This window comes from Halomonas sp. B23F22_20 (assembly GCF_043496985.1).
Classification (GTDB): domain Bacteria; phylum Pseudomonadota; class Gammaproteobacteria; order Pseudomonadales; family Halomonadaceae; genus Halomonas.
The window spans coordinates 49,013-66,226 of the sequence record NZ_JBIEKH010000015.1; the positions used below are offsets into that span (position 1 = coordinate 49,013).

The 17,214-nt window shown below is 70.8% G+C and carries 13 protein-coding genes and 2 riboswitches; of the genes, 8 read left to right on the plus strand and 5 right to left on the minus strand.

Annotation, left to right across the window (positions count from 1 at the left end; genetic code table 11):
• Positions 1 to 48 precede the first annotated feature (48 nt).
• Positions 49 to 221, plus strand: a riboswitch (cobalamin riboswitch).
• Between the two features lie 87 nt (positions 222 to 308).
• The 4 genes from ACGTN6_RS13590 to ACGTN6_RS13605 are packed head-to-tail and all read left to right on the plus strand — an operon-like array spanning position 309 to position 4,852.
• Positions 309 to 2,135 carry a TonB-dependent receptor domain-containing protein gene (locus tag ACGTN6_RS13590; RefSeq protein ID WP_394592367.1) on the plus strand — a complete coding sequence of 609 codons (1,827 nt, stop codon included), beginning with the start codon at positions 309 to 311 and terminating at the stop codon, positions 2,133 to 2,135.
• A gap of 17 nt (positions 2,136 to 2,152) precedes the next feature.
• A complete protein-coding gene (locus ACGTN6_RS13595) occupies positions 2,153 to 3,070 on the plus strand; it encodes a cobalamin-binding protein (RefSeq protein ID WP_394592369.1) in 918 nt (305 codons plus the stop codon).
• Positions 3,057 to 4,058 carry a FecCD family ABC transporter permease gene (locus ACGTN6_RS13600; protein WP_394592371.1) on the plus strand — a complete coding sequence of 334 codons (1,002 nt, stop codon included), beginning with the start codon at positions 3,057 to 3,059 and terminating at the stop codon, positions 4,056 to 4,058. The genes ACGTN6_RS13595 and ACGTN6_RS13600 overlap by 14 nt, the downstream gene beginning before the upstream one ends.
• Complete coding sequence (locus tag ACGTN6_RS13605) at positions 4,055 to 4,852, plus strand: ABC transporter ATP-binding protein (protein ID WP_394592373.1); 798 nt, start codon at positions 4,055 to 4,057, stop codon at positions 4,850 to 4,852. The genes ACGTN6_RS13600 and ACGTN6_RS13605 overlap by 4 nt, the downstream gene beginning before the upstream one ends.
• Before the next feature lie 8 nt (positions 4,853 to 4,860).
• Here ACGTN6_RS13605 and ACGTN6_RS13610 read toward each other — a convergent pair whose 3' ends face one another.
• The 5 genes from ACGTN6_RS13610 to ACGTN6_RS13630 form a co-directional block, all read right to left on the minus strand.
• Positions 4,861 to 5,037 carry a DUF1289 domain-containing protein gene (locus ACGTN6_RS13610; protein ID WP_394592375.1) on the minus strand — a complete coding sequence of 59 codons (177 nt, stop codon included), beginning with the start codon at positions 5,035 to 5,037 and terminating at the stop codon, positions 4,861 to 4,863.
• Entirely contained in the window at positions 5,038 to 5,400 is a 363-nt protein-coding gene (locus ACGTN6_RS13615; protein WP_394592377.1) for a hypothetical protein, read from the minus strand. It abuts the gene before it with no gap.
• Positions 5,401 to 5,489: 89 nt separating this feature from the next.
• Positions 5,490 to 6,254 (minus strand): ABC transporter ATP-binding protein, encoded by a 765-nt coding sequence (locus tag ACGTN6_RS13620; protein ID WP_394592379.1) that lies wholly within the window; start codon positions 6,252 to 6,254, stop codon positions 5,490 to 5,492.
• Positions 6,251 to 7,231 (minus strand): FecCD family ABC transporter permease, encoded by a 981-nt coding sequence (locus tag ACGTN6_RS13625; RefSeq protein WP_394592507.1) that lies wholly within the window; start codon positions 7,229 to 7,231, stop codon positions 6,251 to 6,253. The genes ACGTN6_RS13620 and ACGTN6_RS13625 overlap by 4 nt, the downstream gene beginning before the upstream one ends.
• Before the next feature lie 140 nt (positions 7,232 to 7,371).
• Positions 7,372 to 8,388: an ABC transporter substrate-binding protein gene (locus ACGTN6_RS13630; RefSeq protein ID WP_394592381.1), complete on the minus strand. Its 1,017-nt coding sequence runs from the start codon at positions 8,386 to 8,388 to the stop codon at positions 7,372 to 7,374.
• A gap of 222 nt (positions 8,389 to 8,610) precedes the next feature.
• Positions 8,611 to 8,836: riboswitch (cobalamin riboswitch) on the plus strand.
• A gap of 120 nt (positions 8,837 to 8,956) precedes the next feature.
• Between ACGTN6_RS13630 and ACGTN6_RS13635 the strand changes: the two genes are divergently transcribed.
• From ACGTN6_RS13635 to cobN, 4 genes are read left to right on the plus strand one after another with little or no spacing between them, the layout of a single operon-like run.
• Positions 8,957 to 10,792: an AAA family ATPase gene (locus ACGTN6_RS13635; RefSeq protein ID WP_394592383.1), complete on the plus strand. Its 1,836-nt coding sequence runs from the start codon at positions 8,957 to 8,959 to the stop codon at positions 10,790 to 10,792.
• Positions 10,789 to 12,213: a cobyrinate a,c-diamide synthase gene (locus ACGTN6_RS13640; protein WP_394592508.1), complete on the plus strand. Its 1,425-nt coding sequence runs from the start codon at positions 10,789 to 10,791 to the stop codon at positions 12,211 to 12,213. Before ACGTN6_RS13635 ends, ACGTN6_RS13640 begins: the two co-directional genes overlap by 4 nt.
• Positions 12,210 to 13,310 carry a cobalamin biosynthesis protein CobW gene (cobW, locus tag ACGTN6_RS13645; protein ID WP_394592385.1) on the plus strand — a complete coding sequence of 367 codons (1,101 nt, stop codon included), beginning with the start codon at positions 12,210 to 12,212 and terminating at the stop codon, positions 13,308 to 13,310. The genes ACGTN6_RS13640 and cobW overlap by 4 nt, the downstream gene beginning before the upstream one ends.
• Positions 13,310 to 17,203 carry a cobaltochelatase subunit CobN gene (gene cobN / locus ACGTN6_RS13650; RefSeq protein ID WP_394592387.1) on the plus strand — a complete coding sequence of 1,298 codons (3,894 nt, stop codon included), beginning with the start codon at positions 13,310 to 13,312 and terminating at the stop codon, positions 17,201 to 17,203. Before cobW ends, cobN begins: the two co-directional genes overlap by 1 nt.
• Positions 17,204 to 17,214 lie beyond the last annotated feature (11 nt).

A 17,214-nucleotide genomic window follows, 5' to 3' on the forward strand; every position in this document is an offset into this window, starting at 1 on the left:
CTAGCTTACGCGCACTCTCAGGTGACCCAGGCGCCCTCCGATCCGGCGCCAGGCCCCCACGACGGGCCGGGTTGAAACGGGAAGTCGGTGATCCAGTCCGACGCTGCCCCCGCAACGGTGATCGAGTCACACACCGCCACAATGCCACTGTGCCATGCACGGGAAGGCGGCGGTGGAGAGGCGCAGCAGCGCCTCGCTCGTCAGCCCGGAGACCGGCCTGGGAGCCAATGCCGCGATGGGCCGGATGGCCTCGTGGCGCGATAAAAACCGAGAAGCCGTGCGGGTGAGCACGGTGAGCAAGGATTCCCATGAACAAGCCCCATTCCTCCCGCGGCCTGGCCTTCGCCCTGGCCGCGCTGCCGCTGGCCGTGCAGGCCCAGGGCGAGACGACCGCCGCGGCGGACGATGCCGCCTCACAGACGCTCAACCCGCTGGTAGTGACCGCCGCCCTGGCGCCGCGCACCGCCGAGGAGAGCCTGGCCTCGGTCACCGTCATCGACGAGCAAGCCCTGCGCCGTCAGGATCCCAAGGGCATCACCGACATCCTGCGTGCCCGGCCTGGCGTCGACGTCTCCTCCAACGGCGCCTTCGGCAAGACCAGCAGCGTCTATCTGCGCGGTACCGGCAGCGAATCCACGCCGCTGATGATCGACGGCATCCGGCTGCGCTCCGCGACGCTCGGTAGCCCGGCCTGGCAATTCCTCGACCCGCGCATGTTCGAGCGCGTCGAGGTCGTGCGCGGCCCGCGGGGCAGCCTCTACGGCGCCGATGCCGTGGGCGGCGTGGTCCAGCTGTTCACCCCCCGGGGCGAGGGCGAACCGACACCGAGCGTCACCCTGGGTGGCGGCAGCTTCGATACCCGGCGGGGCAGCGCCGCGCTGTCCGGCGGCGAGGGCGGCACTCGCTATCACGTCGCCGCCAGCCATCTGGACAGCAACGGCTACGAGATCGTCGACGGCCAGGGCGACAAGAGCTACGACAACACCACCGGCCTGGTGCGTCTCTCTCATACCTTCGCCGGCGGCGCCGAGCTGGGCCTGGTGGGGCTGCGCTCCCGCGGCAACACCGAGTTCGTGGGCGGCGATACCGATTATGCCCAGCAGGTGGCCGGAGTCTACGGCGAGCTGCCGATCACCGAGGCCTGGGGCAGCCGCCTGACGCTGAGCGAGGCCCGGGACGAGAGCGACAACCACGACGACTTCGGCGATTCGGTGATTGACACCCGCACGCGCACCGCCCGTTGGGAGAACACCCTGGATCTGGGGCCCCACCAGCTGGTCGCCGGCGCCGAGTACGCCCGCGACGACGTCTCCGGCACCACCGCCTACGTCGAGGACAGCCGCGACAACCTGGCCGTGTTCAGCCAGGCGCTGCTGGACTTCTCCCCGTTCTCCGTGCAGGCCGCTCTGCGCCACGACGACAACGAGGCCTTCGGCGAGGAGGTCACCGGCAGCCTGGCGCTGGGTTATGCCCTCGACGAGATCCATACCCTGCGCGCCAGCTACGGCACCGCCTTCCGCGCGCCGACCTTCAACGAGCTCTATTTCCCCAACTTCGGCAATCCCGATCTCGAGGCGGAGCACTCGGAGAGCATCGAACTCGGCCTGCGCGGTCAGCTCGGCCGCGGCTTCTGGGACCTGGCGCTGTACCGCACCGAGATCGACGACATGATCGCCAACACCCTGCGCAACGGCCGCTTCGCCCCCTTCAACGTCGACCGGGCCCGCATCCGCGGCGTGGAGATCGCCACCGGCGCCGACGTCAACGACTGGACGCTGCGTGCCGCCCTGACCTACACCGACCCGGAGAACCGCGAGACCGGCAAGCGCCTGGTGCGCCGTGCCTCGCGCAGCCTGCGCTTCGACGCCGACCGGGCGCTGGGCGACTGGACGCTCGGCGGTTCCTGGATCGCCCAGGGACATCGCTACAATGATGTGGACAACGAGCAGCGCCTGCCCGGCTTCGGCATTCTCAACCTGCGCGCCGGCTGGGACTTCGCCCCGGGCTGGTCGGCTCGACTGATGCTGGAGAACGTCTTCGACAAGGAGTACGTCACCACCTACGACAGCTTCAACGACTACGCCTATCGCGACGCCGGGCGCGCGGCCTTCCTCAGCGTAAGCTTCGGCGGCTGATGTCCTGGCAAGCTGGCATGCAACGAACCATGGCGCTGGCCCGGGGGTGGGGCCGCAGCGCGGGCCTGCTGGTCGGACTGGGGCTGGCGGGTCTCGTGCCGGCCCAGGCCGCCGCCGATGTCTGCGTCACCGACGACGCTGAGCGTGAGGTCTGCCTGGATGCCCCGGCGCGGCGCATCGTGGCGCTGTCGCCCGGCGTGACCGAGCTGCTGTTCGCCGCCGGCGCCGGCGAGCGGGTAGTGGGGGCGGTCAGCTTCAGCGACTACCCGCCTGCGGCCGAGTCGTTGCCCCGGGTGGGCAGCTACGACCGCCTCGATCTCGAGGCGCTGCTGGCCCTCGAGCCTGACCTGGTGGTGGCCTGGGCCGGGGGCAATCCTCGCGAGCAGATCGATCGCCTGCCCACGCTCGGCCTGCCGGTGTATTTCTCCGATGCCGAGGACTTCGCCGCCATCGCCGCGAGCCTGGAGCGTCTCGGGTCGCTGGCCGGCAGCGAGGTCGAGGGCCATGACGCGGCCGCGCGGCTGCGCGACGAGGTGGCCGAGCTTCGACGCCGCTATGCCGACGCCGCCCCGGTGCCGGTCTTCTACCAGGTCTGGGAGCAGCCGCTGATGACCGTCAACGGCGAGCATTGGATCAGCCATGCCCTGGCGCTGTGCGGCGGCGAGAATCTGTTCGCCGACGAGGCGCCGCTGGTGCCGCGCATCGCCCGCGAGGCGGTGCTGGCCCGGGATCCCGAGGTCATCGTCACCGGCGGCATGGGCAAGGCCGATTCCTCCTGGCTCGAGGCCTGGCGCGCGTTCCCCGAGCTGACTGCGGTGCGTCGCGACAACCTGTTCTTCATCGACCCGGACCTGGTGCAGCGCGCCACGCCGCGGCTGGTCGAGGGCACTCGGGCGCTGTGCGCCCATCTGGAGACGGCCCGTGGGCGGCGCTAGGGCGTCTCGTCTCGTCCGGCGGCCGGGCACGGGCGCGCTGGGGGTACTGGCGCTGGCGGCGCTGCTTTCCCAACTGGTGGCTCTGGCGCTGGGCAGCGTCTCCCTGGGTCCCGGCGAGCTGCTGTCGGTGCTGGCCGGCGACGGCGAGGCCCTGCATCGCACCCTGGTGCTCGAACTCCGCTTGCCCCGGTCGCTGGCGGCGTTCGGCACCGGGGCGCTGCTGGCGGTGGCCGGGGCGCTGATGCAGATCCTGCTGCGCAATCCGCTGGCCGACCCCTATGTACTGGGGCTTTCCGGCGGGGCCTCGGTGGCCGCACTGCTGGCCATGCTCGCCGGCCTGGGCGCTACCCTGGTGGGCGGCGCGGCCTTCGCCGGGGCGCTGGCCTCGACGCTGATCGTGTTCGGCCTGGCCCATGGCGGCGGCAGCTGGACGCCCACTCGGCTGCTGCTCACCGGGGTGGTGATGGCGTCCGGCTGGGGCGCGCTGATCACCTTCCTGCTGGCGGTCAGCCCGGTGGAGCGCCTGCCCGGCATGCTCTACTGGCTGATGGGCGATCTCGCCTACGCGGGCAGCCCCTGGCCGGTGCTGGCGACGGCCGCCGCGGGCCTGGCCGTGGTGCTGCCGCTGGGGCGCACGCTCAACGTGCTGGCCCGGGGCGGGCTGCAGGCCGCTGCCCTGGGCGTGGCGGTGCGGCCGCTGGAGTGGACCCTCTACCTGCTGGCGAGCTTCATCACCGCCATGGCGGTGACCACCGCCGGCAGCGTCGGCTTCGTCGGGCTGATGGTGCCGCATATGCTGCGCCTGCGGCTAGGCAACGACCAGCGACTGATCCTGCCGGCCAGCCTGCTGGCCGGCGGCACCCTGCTGACCCTGGCCGACACCCTGGCGCGTACCCTGATCGCCCCGCAGCAGCTGCCGGTGGGCGTGATCACCGCGCTGATCGGGGTGCCGACCTTCCTCTACCTGTTGCAGCGGAGCCAACGATGACGGGCCCGGCGGCGAAGGGCCTGGAAGGAAAGGGCCTGGAAGCGAGAGGCCTGGTCATCGACGTGCCGGGGCGCGAGGGCGGTCGGGCGCTCGATCTCGCCATCGAGCCCGGCCAGCGCTGGGGGGTGCTCGGGCCCAACGGCGCCGGCAAGACCACGTTGCTGCATACCCTGGCCGGGCTGCGCCCGCCGCGGGCGGGGGAGGTGAGCCTCGGCGGTAGGCCGCTGGCCCGCCGGCGACGCCGCGAGCTGGCCCGACACCTTGGCGTGGTGTTCCAGGAGCGCCACGACGATTTCCCGGCCACGGTGCGCGAGACCGCGCTGATCGGCCGCCATCCGTTCCTCTCGCCCTGGCGCCAGGAAGGGCCCGATGACCACGCCCGGGCCGAGTCGGCACTCGAACGACTCGAGCTCTCGCACCTCGCCGAGCGCGAGCTGGCGACGCTCTCTGGCGGCGAGCGCCAGCGGGTCAGCCTGGCCACGGTGCTGACCCAGTCGCCGCGCTTCTGGCTCGCCGACGAGCCTACCAACCACCTCGACCTTCATCATCAGGTGGCGATCATGACGCTGCTCGCGGAGCAGGCCGAGCGGGGGCGAGGCGTGATCATGTGCCTGCACGACCTCAACCTTGCCGCTCGCTGGTGCAGCCACCTGCTGCTGCTCTACCCCGACGGCGAGGCCTGCTGGGGCCCGGCCGAGGCCATGCTGGCGCCCGCCGCCCTGGAGCGGCTCTACGACCAGCCGTTGACTTGCGTGGAGGTAGACGGCGCCCCCGTTTTCGTTCCCATACGCTGAAGCGCCGCTCAGTCGCTCCGGATCTTCTTCAGCCGCTGCGCCGCACGCTGATTGGTCTGCATGCGCTCCGGACGCTTCATCGACTGCCAGCGGGTGATCTCCTCGGTGGTGCGACCGCAGCCGACGCACAGCCCACCCTTCAGCTGGCAGATCGAGACGCAGGGGCTGTCGATGCGCTTGGCCATTCAGTGGCGCTCCAGTATGGACAGCCGACGTTCCCAATCGCCGCCGTGCACGCGGCGGCACTCCTCTTCGCTGTCGACATCCAGATGGGCGTCGATGTCGCGAACGTTCACGTCCACCTCGAACAGCGCGGCCTCGGTGAGCTCGTGCATGCGCCGGCGGCCGTCGCCCTTGAGGGCGCGAGCCAGGTCGTCCTGGGTCTCGAACACCCAGACCACCCGTATGCTGTCGGGAAAGCAGCGGTAGTCCACCAGGTGAGTCAGCCAGGCGAAGCCAGGCAGCAGTGGCTTGGCGGTCTCGCAGGCGCCGGTCAGGGCCTGGGTCAGCCTGCGCTCCATCTGTCGGCTGGCTTTCTTGTCGAGCATATCGAGCCCTCTCATCGTGGAGTTTGGCAGGGTAGCGGCCTAGGCAGTGTCTGAAAAGCCGACGAGCGAGGGCAGTTCTCGGACATTGCCTAGAGCGCGTGGCGGAAGCGCAGCATCGATCGGCCCTCTCTGGGGTCGTCGAGGAAGTCGGCGTGCACGCCGAAGGTATGGCGCAGCCGCTCGACGGTCAGCACCTCCCGGGGCGGGCCGACGGCGATCAGGCGTCCGCCGTCCATCACCCCGATGCGATCGCAGTCCATGGCCTGGTTGAGATCGTGCAGGGCGATCACCACCGTGATCGGCAGCTGCCCGACCAGGCGCAGGATCGACAGCTGATGGCGGATGTCCAGGTGGTTGGTGGGTTCGTCGAGCAGCAGGGCGCGGGGCTGCTGGGCCAGGGCGCGGGCGATGTGTACGCGCTGGCGTTCGCCACCGGAGAGGGTGTGCCACAGGCGATCCGCCAGGCGGCTCATGCCGACGGCGTCGAGGGCGTGCGCCACGGTGGCGTCGTCCAGATCGGACCAGGCGTGCAGCGGCGAGAGAAAAGGGGTGCGCCCCAGGGCGACCGCCTGATGGACCTGGATACGCTCGAAGGTATCTGCCTGCTGCTCGACGAAGGCGATGGCCCGGGCGATGTCACGTTGCGGCATCCCCGCCATGGGGCGGTCGTCCATCAGCACGCGGCCGACTTTCGGCCGGCGCAATCCGGCCAGTAGGCGCATCAGGGTGGTCTTGCCGGACCCGTTCGGCCCGATCAGGCCGAAGGTCTCGCCCGATTCCACCGTCAGGTTGACGTTGCCCAGCAGCCTGTGGCCATGCACCGTCCAGTCGATCCGTTCCGCTGTCAGTCTCATCGTGCCCTCGTGCCACGAACCAGGATCACGGCGAATGCCGGGGCGCCGATCAGCGCGGTGACCACGCCGATCGGCAGCACCTGCCCCGGCACCAGAATGCGTGAGAGGACGTCCGAGCCGATCAGGAAGACGGCGCCGGCCAGGGCCGAGGCCGGCACTAGCCGGGTATGGCGGCTGCCGACGAGAAAGCGCATGGCATGGGGAATCACCAGACCGACGAAGCCGATGGCGCCGACCATGGACACCATGGCGGCGGTGACCAGCGCCATGGCGGCAATCAACACCCCACGCACCCGGCGCACGGGGATGCCCAGCGAGGCGGCGCTGTCGGCGCCGAAGGTGAAGGCGTCCAGGGCGCGCCGGTACCACAGGCAGATCGCCAGGCCCGTCAGAGCGGCGGGCAGCGCCAGGGCGACGTCGCTCCAGCGCACGCCCGAGAGGTTACCCATCAGCCAGAACATGATGCCGCGGGCCTGCTCGGCGCTCGCCGACTTGGCGATGATCAGCGCGGTGAGGGCATTGAACAGCTGCGAGCCGGCGATGCCGGCGAGGATGATGGCGCCGGCGGCATGGGTTGCGCGGCCGCCGCCGGTGCCGCTGCCGGCGGTGTGGGCCAGCATCACCACCAGGCCGAAGGCCAGGCCGGCACCGGCGAAGGCACCGAGTGACAGCGTCAGGGTACCGGCGCCGATGCCGAGGATGGCCACCGAGACGGCGCCGGTGGAGGCGCCGGCGGAGATACCCATCAGGAAGGGGTCGGCGAGCGGGTTGCGCAGCAGCGCCTGCAGCACTACCCCGGCCAAGGCCAGGCCGGCGCCGCAGCAGGCGGCGAGGATCGCCCGGCTCAGGCGGTATTCCCAGACGATGCCGGCGTCGATGCGATCTACCGCAAAGGTTGCGCCGCCGATATGGTTGGCCAGCACCTTGAGAATGGTATCGAGCGGAATCGCGGTCTCGCCGATGGCGGTGCCTGCCATCACCGCGGCGAACAGCAGCAGCGGTGCCAGCCAGCACCAGTGCCATGCGGAGCGTGCCGAAGGCCCGAGACGGGCAGGGCGCGCGGCCTTGGAGTACCCGGAGGGCGCCGTGGCCGACGTCAGGGAGCGAGCGGCGTCAGTCATCGATCGAACGACTGGATCGACAGGGCCTCGACCAGCGTCTCCAAGCCGTAGACGGTACGCATCGTCGCACTCATGGCGTGGGCATCCATCTCGATGATGTGGCCATTTTTCACCGCTGACATCTCTTGTGCCACGGGATCGTTGCGCAGGAAGTCGCGCTTGGTCTCGGCGCTGTCTGCCGCATAGCGGCGGCGGTCCATCGTCGCGATCACGATGATGTCTGGGTCGGCGCGGGCGATCGTTTCCCAGCCCACGGTCGGCCATTCCTCGTTCGACTGGATGACGTTCTGGATGCCCAGCTTGTCCATCATGTAGCCGGGGGCGCCGAGCCTTCCGGCGACGTAGGGATCCGATGAGTCGTCGGGAGAAGAGAACCAGAATACCGCCGAAAGGTCGTCAGGAAGCGACAGCGACTCGGCGCGGGAAATGGCATTTCCCTCGCGCTCTTTCAGCTCATCAATGAGCTTATCGCCGGCATCATTGACGTCGAAAATGGCGGCCAGTTCATGAATGCTCTTGTAGACCGATTCGGTGGAGAAGGCGGCGGTGCGAGTGCCGTCGCCGCCGGTGGCATTGTCCTTGGTGTCGCAGTCTGCGGGCATGATGTAGGTGTCGATGCCGAGATCCTGGAACTGGTCGCGGGTGGCCACGCTGCCGGTGGGGCCGACGTGCCATTCGTACTGGGCTGCGACCAGGCCAGGGCGACGGTTTACCACCCCTTCGAAGCTCGGGTCATTGTCGGCAAGTCGCTCGATATCGGCGTTGGCTTCCTGGAATTCCGGCAGTACCGGGGTGAACCAGACCGAGGTGCCGACAACGCGATTGTCCAGGCCCAAGGCGTAGAGCGTTTCGGTCGCCGACTGACCGATAGTGACGGTGCGTTTCGGTGCAGTATCAATGTGAATTTCTCGCCCGCAATTCATCAGCGTTAGCGGATAATGCGTGGCCTCCGACCAGGCGGATGATGCCGGGATGAGCGTGAGTGCTGCCAGTAGTTTGCGAGCGAGAGTCATGCGATGGTGTCCAGGTGGCGTGGGTGACATGAGCGGCCGGCGTTGGGAGATTGCCACGATTTTCGGTGCATTTTCCACTCCCTTCGGCGCGGGATAGTGGCCCCGGATGCGGAAGACGTTAAGCGATATAAAAAGTAATGTTATAACATAACTCATAGTGTCGGCAAGGTCTTCGAGGCTGCGGTAGTCGACGATTGCGCAGGGCGTAACCGGTCCATTACGATACTGTCTCCGAAGACAGGTGCCCCTGACGATCTGGGGGATAATCGGGAAGTCTGGTGAGGCCACGGCCGATCCCAGCGCTGCCCCCGCAACGGTAATGAAGCGCGATCCGCGATGACCACTGGCGACCCGCCGGGAAGGTGCGGATCACGGCACCACACCCAGGGCCATGCCCCGGCGAGTGCCACCTTCGAGCCCGGAGACCGGCCTGTCGTTTCGTGTCATCCCAGTGCGGTGCGGTGGGCACCGAGAGGATCAAAATGCCTGCGTTTCCCGATGCCTCCTACCGGTGGCGTCCCCGCCGTCGTGTTCTCGTCGCGCCTGCCCGATGCCGGGTGGCGATGCCATGACCGCCGTGCCCGAATTCCCCTTCGTCGCTGTCGTCGGCCAGCCGGCGCTCAAGACCGCGCTGCTGCTCAACGTCATCGATCCCTTCATCGGTGGCGTGTTGATCAGCGGCCCCAGGGGCAGCGCCAAGTCGACCCTGGCCCGGGCGCTGGCGGCGATCCTGCCGGAGGATGCCGAGGGCCGGCGGCCGTCGCTGGTGACCCTGCCGCTGGGCGCCAGCGAGGAGCGCCTGACCGGCAGCCTGGATCTGCAGCGGGTGCTCGCCGAGGGTGAGGCGCGCTTCCAGCCAGGCCTGCTGGCCCGCGCCCACGGCGGGCTGCTGTATGTCGACGAGGTCAACCTGCTGCCGGATGCGCTGGTCGACCTGCTGCTCGACGTGGCCGCCAGCGGCGTCAACCGGGTCGAGCGCGACGGCCTGAGCCATGCCCACCCCGCGCGCTTCAGCCTGATCGGCACCATGAATCCCGACGAGGGCGAGCTGCGCCCGCAGCTGCTCGACCGCTTCGGCCTGTGCGTCGAGCAGGCGGCGAGCCCCGGCGTGGCCGAGCGGGTGGCGATCCTGCGCCAGCGCGAGGCCTTCGATCACGACTCCAGGGCCTTCGTCGATGCCCACGAGGCTGAGCAGGCGGCGCTGACTCGGCGGCTGGCCGAGGCCCGCGAGCGGCTGGGCGGGATCACGGCCGAGCCTTGGGTCTACGAGCATATCGCCGCGCGCAGCGAGGCCGCCGGGGTCGAGGGCATGCGCGCCGACGTGACCTGGCACCGCGCCGCCCGGGCCCATGCGGCCTGGCGCGGCGCGGCGCGCGTCGAGCGCGAGGACCTCGACGCCGTCGAGCCCTGGGTGCTGGCCCACCGCCGCACCGTCGCCCCCGACGACAACGGCGGCGGCTCCGACTCAGGTGCTGGTAGTAACGGGCCTGGCGAGCGCGGGTCCGGCAAGAACGGTCCCGGCGAGCGCGAGACGGGCCGCGGCGGGGCCAGCGGCGACGATTCACGCAAGCCGGTCTCCGACGACACCCGGGCCCCCGGGGCCGATGCACGGCCCCAGGGTCAGTGGGGCGCCATGCCGCCGGTGGCGCAGCCGAGTGTCGCGACGCCGATGCCGTTGCTGCCCGAGGGCGCCGCTGCGCCAGCGAAGACGGCGACGGCCTCGGCCGCGTCCAGCAGCCGGCGTCCCGGCCGTCAGGCGGGCCGCCGCCGGGATCGTCGCCTGAATCGCCGACAGAGTGAGCCGGCCGATCCCGCGCCGCGGCCTGACTGGTTCGCGACCCTGGTCGAGCATCGCGGTCGACGCCCTTGGCGCCGCCTGCGCTATCACCGCCCCCGTTCTGGCCAGCCGATGCTGCACCTCGTGCTGCTGGACACCTCCGCCTCGACCCTCGGCCGGCGCCTGCTGGGCCGGGCCAAGGGCGCGGTCGACGCGCTGGCCCGCCGGGCCTACGCCGCCCGCGAGCAGATCGCGGTGCTGGGCTTCGGCAACGACGGCATCGAGACCCTCCAGCCAAGACGCCGCGCGCCCAAGAACCTGCTCGAACGGCTCGACGCCGTGCCTGGCGGCGGCGGCACGCCGCTGCGCGCGGCTGTTCAGCAGGCGGCACATCTGGTTCGCCGCTGGCGCCGCCAGGACGCCGGCCTGCAGGTGCGTACCTATCTGATCACCGATGGCCGCACCCGCCAGCCGCTGGGCGGCCTGCCGCCGCTCGGCGACTGCGTGGTCATCGACACCGAATCCGCCGTCGTGAAGCGCGGCCGCGGCCGCGACATCGCTCGGGCGCTGGGCGCCGATTACCGGCTGTTGGCCGGCCTGGAGACCATGGCATGGGCACGGACATGAACGTCAAGGAAGCGAACGCGATGCACGAGCACGACGATGCCGTCGGCTGCCCGGCGGTGTTCGTCGCCGCGCCGGCCTCGGGCCAGGGCAAGACCACCGTGACCGCGGCGCTGGCGCGGATGCTGCGCCGGCAGGGCAGGGTGGTGAGGGTGTTCAAGACCGGGCCGGACTACCTGGACCCGCGGGTGCTGGCCCAGGCCTCCGGCCAGCCGGTGGACCCGCTCGACCTGTGGATGGCCGGTGAGGCCTACTGCCGCCAGCGGCTGTTCGAGGCCGCCCGGGAGGCCGACCTGATCCTGGTCGAGGGCGCCATGGGGCTGTTCGACGGCGAGCCCTCCAGCGCCGATCTCGCCGCGCTGTTCGGCCTGCCGATGGTGATCGTCATGGACGTCAAGGGCATGGCCCAGACCGCGGCGGCGCTGGTGGCCGGCCTGGCCGGCTTCCGCGACGACGTGCGCATCGCCGGGCTGATCGCCAACGCCTGCGGTTCGCCCCGCCATCGCGAGCTGATTGAGGCGGCGCTGCCGGATAGCGTGCCGCTGCTGGCGGCGCTGCCCCGCGATCCGGCCCTGGCGCTGCCCGAGCGCCACCTGGGGCTGGTCCAGGCCGAGGAGATTCGCGACGACCTGGAGGCGCGCTTCGACGCCGGCGCCGAGGCGCTGGCCGCCGAAGGGCTGGCCGAGGCCCTGCTGGCGCTGCCGCCGGTAGCCCTCACCCCGGTGTCTCTTGATGCCTCCGCGCCGCCGGCCTGGCTGGCCGGCCGCACCATCGCCGTGGCGTGGGACGCCGCCTTCAGCTTCGTCTATCAAGCCAACCTGGACCTGCTCGAGCGCATGGGCGCCACGCTGCGCTTCTTTTCTCCGTTGGCCGATACGACTCTGCCGGCCTGCGATGCCCTGTGGCTGCCGGGGGGCTACCCGGAGCTGCACGCCGAAGGCCTGGCCGCCAACGCCGCGCTGCGCGACGACCTCAAGCGGGCCTTCGAGGACGATCTGCCGATCCTCGCCGAGTGTGGCGGGCTGCTCTACTGCCTGGAGACCTTGACCGACCAGGACGGCGAGACCCACGCCATGCTGGGCCTGCTGCCCGGCGCCGGCGCCATGCGCGGGCGGCGAGGCTGCCAGGGCATGCAGACCGCCGAGCTGCCCGAGGGGCCGGTGCGCGGCCACGCCCATCACCGCTCCCAGGCCAGCGGCACGCCCGAGCCCATCGCCCACGGCCGCCGCCAGCGCCATCCCGCGCCGGGCGAGGCGATCTATCGCGCGCGAGGCTTGACCGCGTCCTACCTGCACCTGTTCTTCCCCGACAACCCCGCCGCCGTGGCCCGCCTGTTCGGCGCGGCCGCGGTCGAGGCCGACGTCTCTCGATTCGACCAGACGCTCGATCAGACTCCCGATCAAACCAAGGAATGCCAAGCATGAAACTCGACAAGATTCCCGCCACGGTGGTGACCGGCTTCCTCGGCAGCGGCAAGACCACGCTGCTGGCCGGCATTCTGCGCCGGATCACCGGCAAGCGCATCGCCGTGATCGTCAACGAGTTCGGCGAGCAGGACATCGACTCCAGTCTGCTGCGTGGCTGCACCATCGGCTGTGAAGACGAGGAGGCGGTGGCACTGGACGACGACGGCGGCATCTATGAGCTGGCCAACGGCTGCATCTGCTGCACGGTGGAGGAAGAGTTCCTGCCGGTGATGAAGAAGCTGGTCGAGCGCCGCGACGACATCGACCACATCCTGATCGAGACCAGCGGCCTGGCGCTGCCCAAGCCGCTGGTGCAGGCCTTCAACTGGCCGGAGGTGCGCCAGCACTGCACCGTCGACGCCATCATCACCGTGGTCGACGGCCCGGCGGTGGCCGCCGGCCGCTACGCTAGCGACGTCGACCAGGTCGAGGCCCAGCGCCGCGCCGACGACAGCCTGGATCACGACCCCAGCCTGCGCGAGCTGCTGGACGACCAGCTGAGCGCCGCCGACCTGGTGCTGGTCAGCAAGAGCGATCTGCTGACCGAGGACGAGCGCCATCGGGTCGAGGCGCTGGTGGCCGACAAGGTCCCCGAGTCCGTGAAGACGCTGTTTATCGACCCGAGCCTGGCCGACGACCCGGCCCGTCTTGAGGCCCTGATGGGCATCGGCGCGGCCAGCGAGGAGGGCATCGACCGCATCGACAACCACCACGATCGCCACCACGCCGAGGGCGCCCATCACGATCACGCCCACGATCACTTCGACGGCCTGGTGATCCGCCTGGGCGAGGTCGACGCCGAGGCCCTGGAGGCGCGCCTGGCCGCGCTGCTGAAAGAACACGAAATCTATCGCGCCAAGGGCTTCGCGGCGATTCCCGGCAAGCCCATGCGCCGGGTGATCCAGGCCGTCGGCGAGCGCCTGGACGGCTACTTTGACCGGCTGTGGGCGCGGGACGAGCCGCGCCACACCGAGCTGGTCATCATCGGCCGGCACCTGGACCGCGAGGTCCTGAAGGCCACCCTGGCCGGCGCCGAGAGCGCGACGCCCGCCTGATGCACCTGTTCGCCGCCAAGCCCGGAGGCTTCGTCGACGACGAGGGCATCGTCGACCTGCAGCAGTCGCCCGGCGAGGTCGTGATCCTGTCGGCCGCCGACAGCAGCCTGTCGGCGCTGGCCCAGGCGGCCGAGCGGCTGGGCGACGCCTATCCCTCGGTGCGCCTCGCCAACTGGATGAACCTGGTCAAGCCGGCCGCCTATGACCTCTACGAGGATCGGGTGCTGGACCAGGCGCGGCTGGTGATCGTCTCGCTGCTCGGCGGCAGCGCCTACTGGCAGTACGGCTTCGATCGCCTGCGGGCCTGGGCGGCGGCGGACCCCGAGCGGCAGCTGATCCTGGTGCCGGGCTGCGACGCTCCCGACGATGCCCTGCTGGAGGCCTCCAGCGTGCCGTTCGAATCGGCCCGTCGGGTATGGCGCTACCTGCGCGAGGGCGGCGCCGACAACGCCGAGCAGCTGCTGCGCTTCGTCGGCGCGGAACATCTGGGCTTGGAACAGAGCGCGGCGGCGCCGCTCGACTGGGGCGAGCCACGGGCGATCCCCCATGCGCTGCTTTACCTGCCGGCACGGCCGGAAGCGACCCTGGCGGACTGGGAGGCGCAGCGCGATCCCGCGCGTCCCGTCTGCCTGCTGCTGTTCTATCGCAGCCATCTGCAGGGGGCGAACACCGCGGTGCTGGACGGCCTGATCGCGGCGCTCGAGGCCGAGGGCCTGGCGCCGCTGGCGGTGGCGGTGGCCTCGCTGAAGGAGGACGCCTGCGTCGCCTTCGTCGATCACCTGATCGAGCGCACCGGTGCCGGCCTGGTGGTCAATACCACCGGCTTCTCGGTCAACCGCGAGCCCGACGAGGGCGAGGTCACCGGTGGTGCGTTCGGCGAAGGAGGGGAGGACGCGGCGGGCCTGTTCGCCGGCCGCCCGGTGGTGCTGCAGGCGATACTGGCCAGCAGCCCCTTGGACGACTGGCGCGACAAGGCCGCCGGCCTGCACAGCCGCGACGTGGCCATGCAGGTGGTGCTGCCGGAGATGGACGGGCGCGTCATCACCCGGGCGGTGGGCTTCAAGGCCGAGGCCCATTACAGCGAGCGCTGCCAGCTGTCGGTGACGCGCCATGCGCTGCACCCCGAGCGCGCCGCCTTCGTCGCCGAACTGGCGCGGCGCTACGCGCGGCTGCGCCACACCGCCAACGCCGACAAGCGCCTGGCGCTGGTGCTGGCCAACTACCCCACGCGGGACGGCCGCATCGGCAACGGCGTCGGCCTCGACACCCCGGCCTCCACCGTCCAGCTGCTGCGCGCGCTGGAAGGTGCCGGCTATCCGCTGGCGGACCTGCCCGAGGACGGCGACGAGCTGATCCGGCGCCTGCAGGGCAGCGTGACCAACGATCCGCAGTCGCTTCACTGGCGCGGTAGCTGGCAGAGCCTTGGCGTCGACGACTACCTGGCCTGGTTCCGCACCTTACCGGAATCCTTGCAGCAGGCAGTCTGGCGGCGCTGGGGCGCCCCCGAGGACGATCCCAAGCACCGCCAGGGTCGGCTCTTGATCGCCGGCATCCGCCTCGGCGAGACCTTCGTCGGCATCCAGCCGGCACGCGACATCGATGCCGGTCCGGACGCCGACCCGGTCAAGAGCTACCACGACACCGAGCTGGTGCCGCCCCATAGCTACCTGGCCTTCTACCTGTGGCTGCGCGAGCACTACCGAGTGGACGCGGTGATCCACGTCGGCAAGCACGGCAATCTGGAGTGGCTGCCCGGCAAGAGCACGGCGCTCTCCGCCGAGTGCTGGCCGGACGTCGCCCTGGGTCCGCTGCCGCACTTCTATCCCTTCATCGTCAACGACCCGGGCGAGGGCGCCCAGGCCAAGCGCCGCTGCCAGGCGGTGATCATCGACCACCTGATGCCGCCGCTGGCCCGGGCCGAGCTCTACGGCGAGCTGGCCGAGCTCGAGTCGCTGACCGACGAGTACTACCAGGCGCTGGGCATGGACCCGCGCCGCGAGGCCCTGCTGCGCGAGCGCATCCTCGAGCACCTGAAACGCACCGGCATCGATGCCGAGCTGAATCAGTCGACGGGGGAGGGAGATGAGGCCTGCCAGGGCGACGACGAGCGTCTGCTCAACGAGCTCGACACCTTCCTGTGCGATATCAAGGAGGCCCAGATCCGCCACGGCCTGCATGTGCTCGGCACCCTGCCGCCGGCGGACAAGCGGGCCGCGACCCTGGTCGCCATCCTGCGGCTGCCGCGAGGCGATAAGTCGACGCAGCAGGGCCTGCTGCACGCCCTGGCCGACGACCTGGGCCTGCGCGAGGCGGGCGCGCGCTTCGATCCGCTGGCCGCCGGCGCCGAGCCCTGGACGGGGCCGCGGCCGGCGGCCTTGAGTGAGTTGGCCGAGCTGGAGGGCTCGCCCTGGCGCAGCGCCGCCGATACCCGCGAGCGCCTCGAGTTGCTCGCCGAGCGGCTGGTCGAAGGTTACGTACTGGCGTCGGGCGACCTCGAGGCGCTGGTCCGCGACTGGCCGGCCACCGCGGCGCTGTGTTGCCACGCCCGCGACGGCCTCTGGGCCGCCATGTGCCACGGCGCCGAGCGCGAGATCGGCGCGTTGCTCGACGGGCTGGACGGCCTCGCCGTGCCGCCGGGCCCGAGCGGGGCGCCGAGTCGCGGCAGGCTCGATGTGCTGCCCACCGGGCGCAACTTCTTCAGCGTCGACAACCGCGCCGTGCCGTCGCCCGCCGCCTGGTCGCTGGGCGAGGCCTCGGCCCAGGCGTTCGTCGAGCGCTACCTGCAGGACCACGGCGACTACCCGCGTCGGCTGGGGCTGTCGATCTGGGGCACCGCCACCATGCGCACCGGCGGTGACGACATCGCCCAGGCCATGGCGCTGATGGGCGTGCGGCCGATCTGGTCGCTGGGCTCGCAGCGGGTGGTCGACGTGGAGGTGATCCCCAGCATGCTGCTGGGCCGGCCGCGGGTGGACGTCACCCTGCGGGTGTCCGGCTTCTTCCGCGACGCCTTCCCCCACGTCGTCCGGCTGTTTGACGCCGCGGTGCGCGCGGTGGCGGGCTATCACGAGCCGGGCGACGGCAACACCATCCGCGCCGCGGTCGAGGCGCGCCGCGGCGAGCTGGAGGCCGCCGGGCTCTCGCCGGAGGCGGCCGAGCAGGAAGCGGGCTTCCGCGTGTTCGGCAGCCGGCCCGGCGAGTACGGCACCGGCCTGGATCGGCTGGTCGACAGCCGCGCCTGGGACGACGCCGACGAGCTGGCCGAGGCCTATCTCGCGGCCGGGGCCTACGCCTACGGCCAGTTCCCCGAGTCCGGCGCCGCCGCGCGCCGCGCCTTCGCGCACCGGCTCGTGGGGCTGCAGGCGGTGCTGCACAACCAGGACAACCGCGAGCACGACATCCTCGACTCCAGCACCTACTACGCCTTCCAGGGCGGCATGGCCAACGCCGGCCGCGCCCTGGGCGGCGAGGCGCCGGCCGTCTACCACGCCGACCATGCCAACCCGGCGCGACCGCGCATCCGCACCCTGCAGGAGGAGATCACGCGGGTGGTGCGCTCCCGAGTGCTCAATCCCAAGTGGATCGAGGCCATGCGCGAGCACGGCTACAAGGGCGCCTTCGAGATGGCGGCCACCGTGGACTATCTGTTCGCCTATGACGCCACCACCGACCTGGTGCCCGATCACCAGTACGCCCAGGTGAGCGATGCCCTGGTGTTCGACGATGCCAACCAGCGCTTCCTGCGCGAGCACAACGTCGCCGCGCTGGAGGAGATGGCCGAGCGGCTGCTCGAGGCCGTCCAGCGCGGCCTATGGGAAGATGCCGGCGAGCGCGCCGACGCCCTGCAGGACCTGCTGCTCGAGTTCGACGAGCGGCGGGAGGGGATGTCTTGAAAGAACAGGGC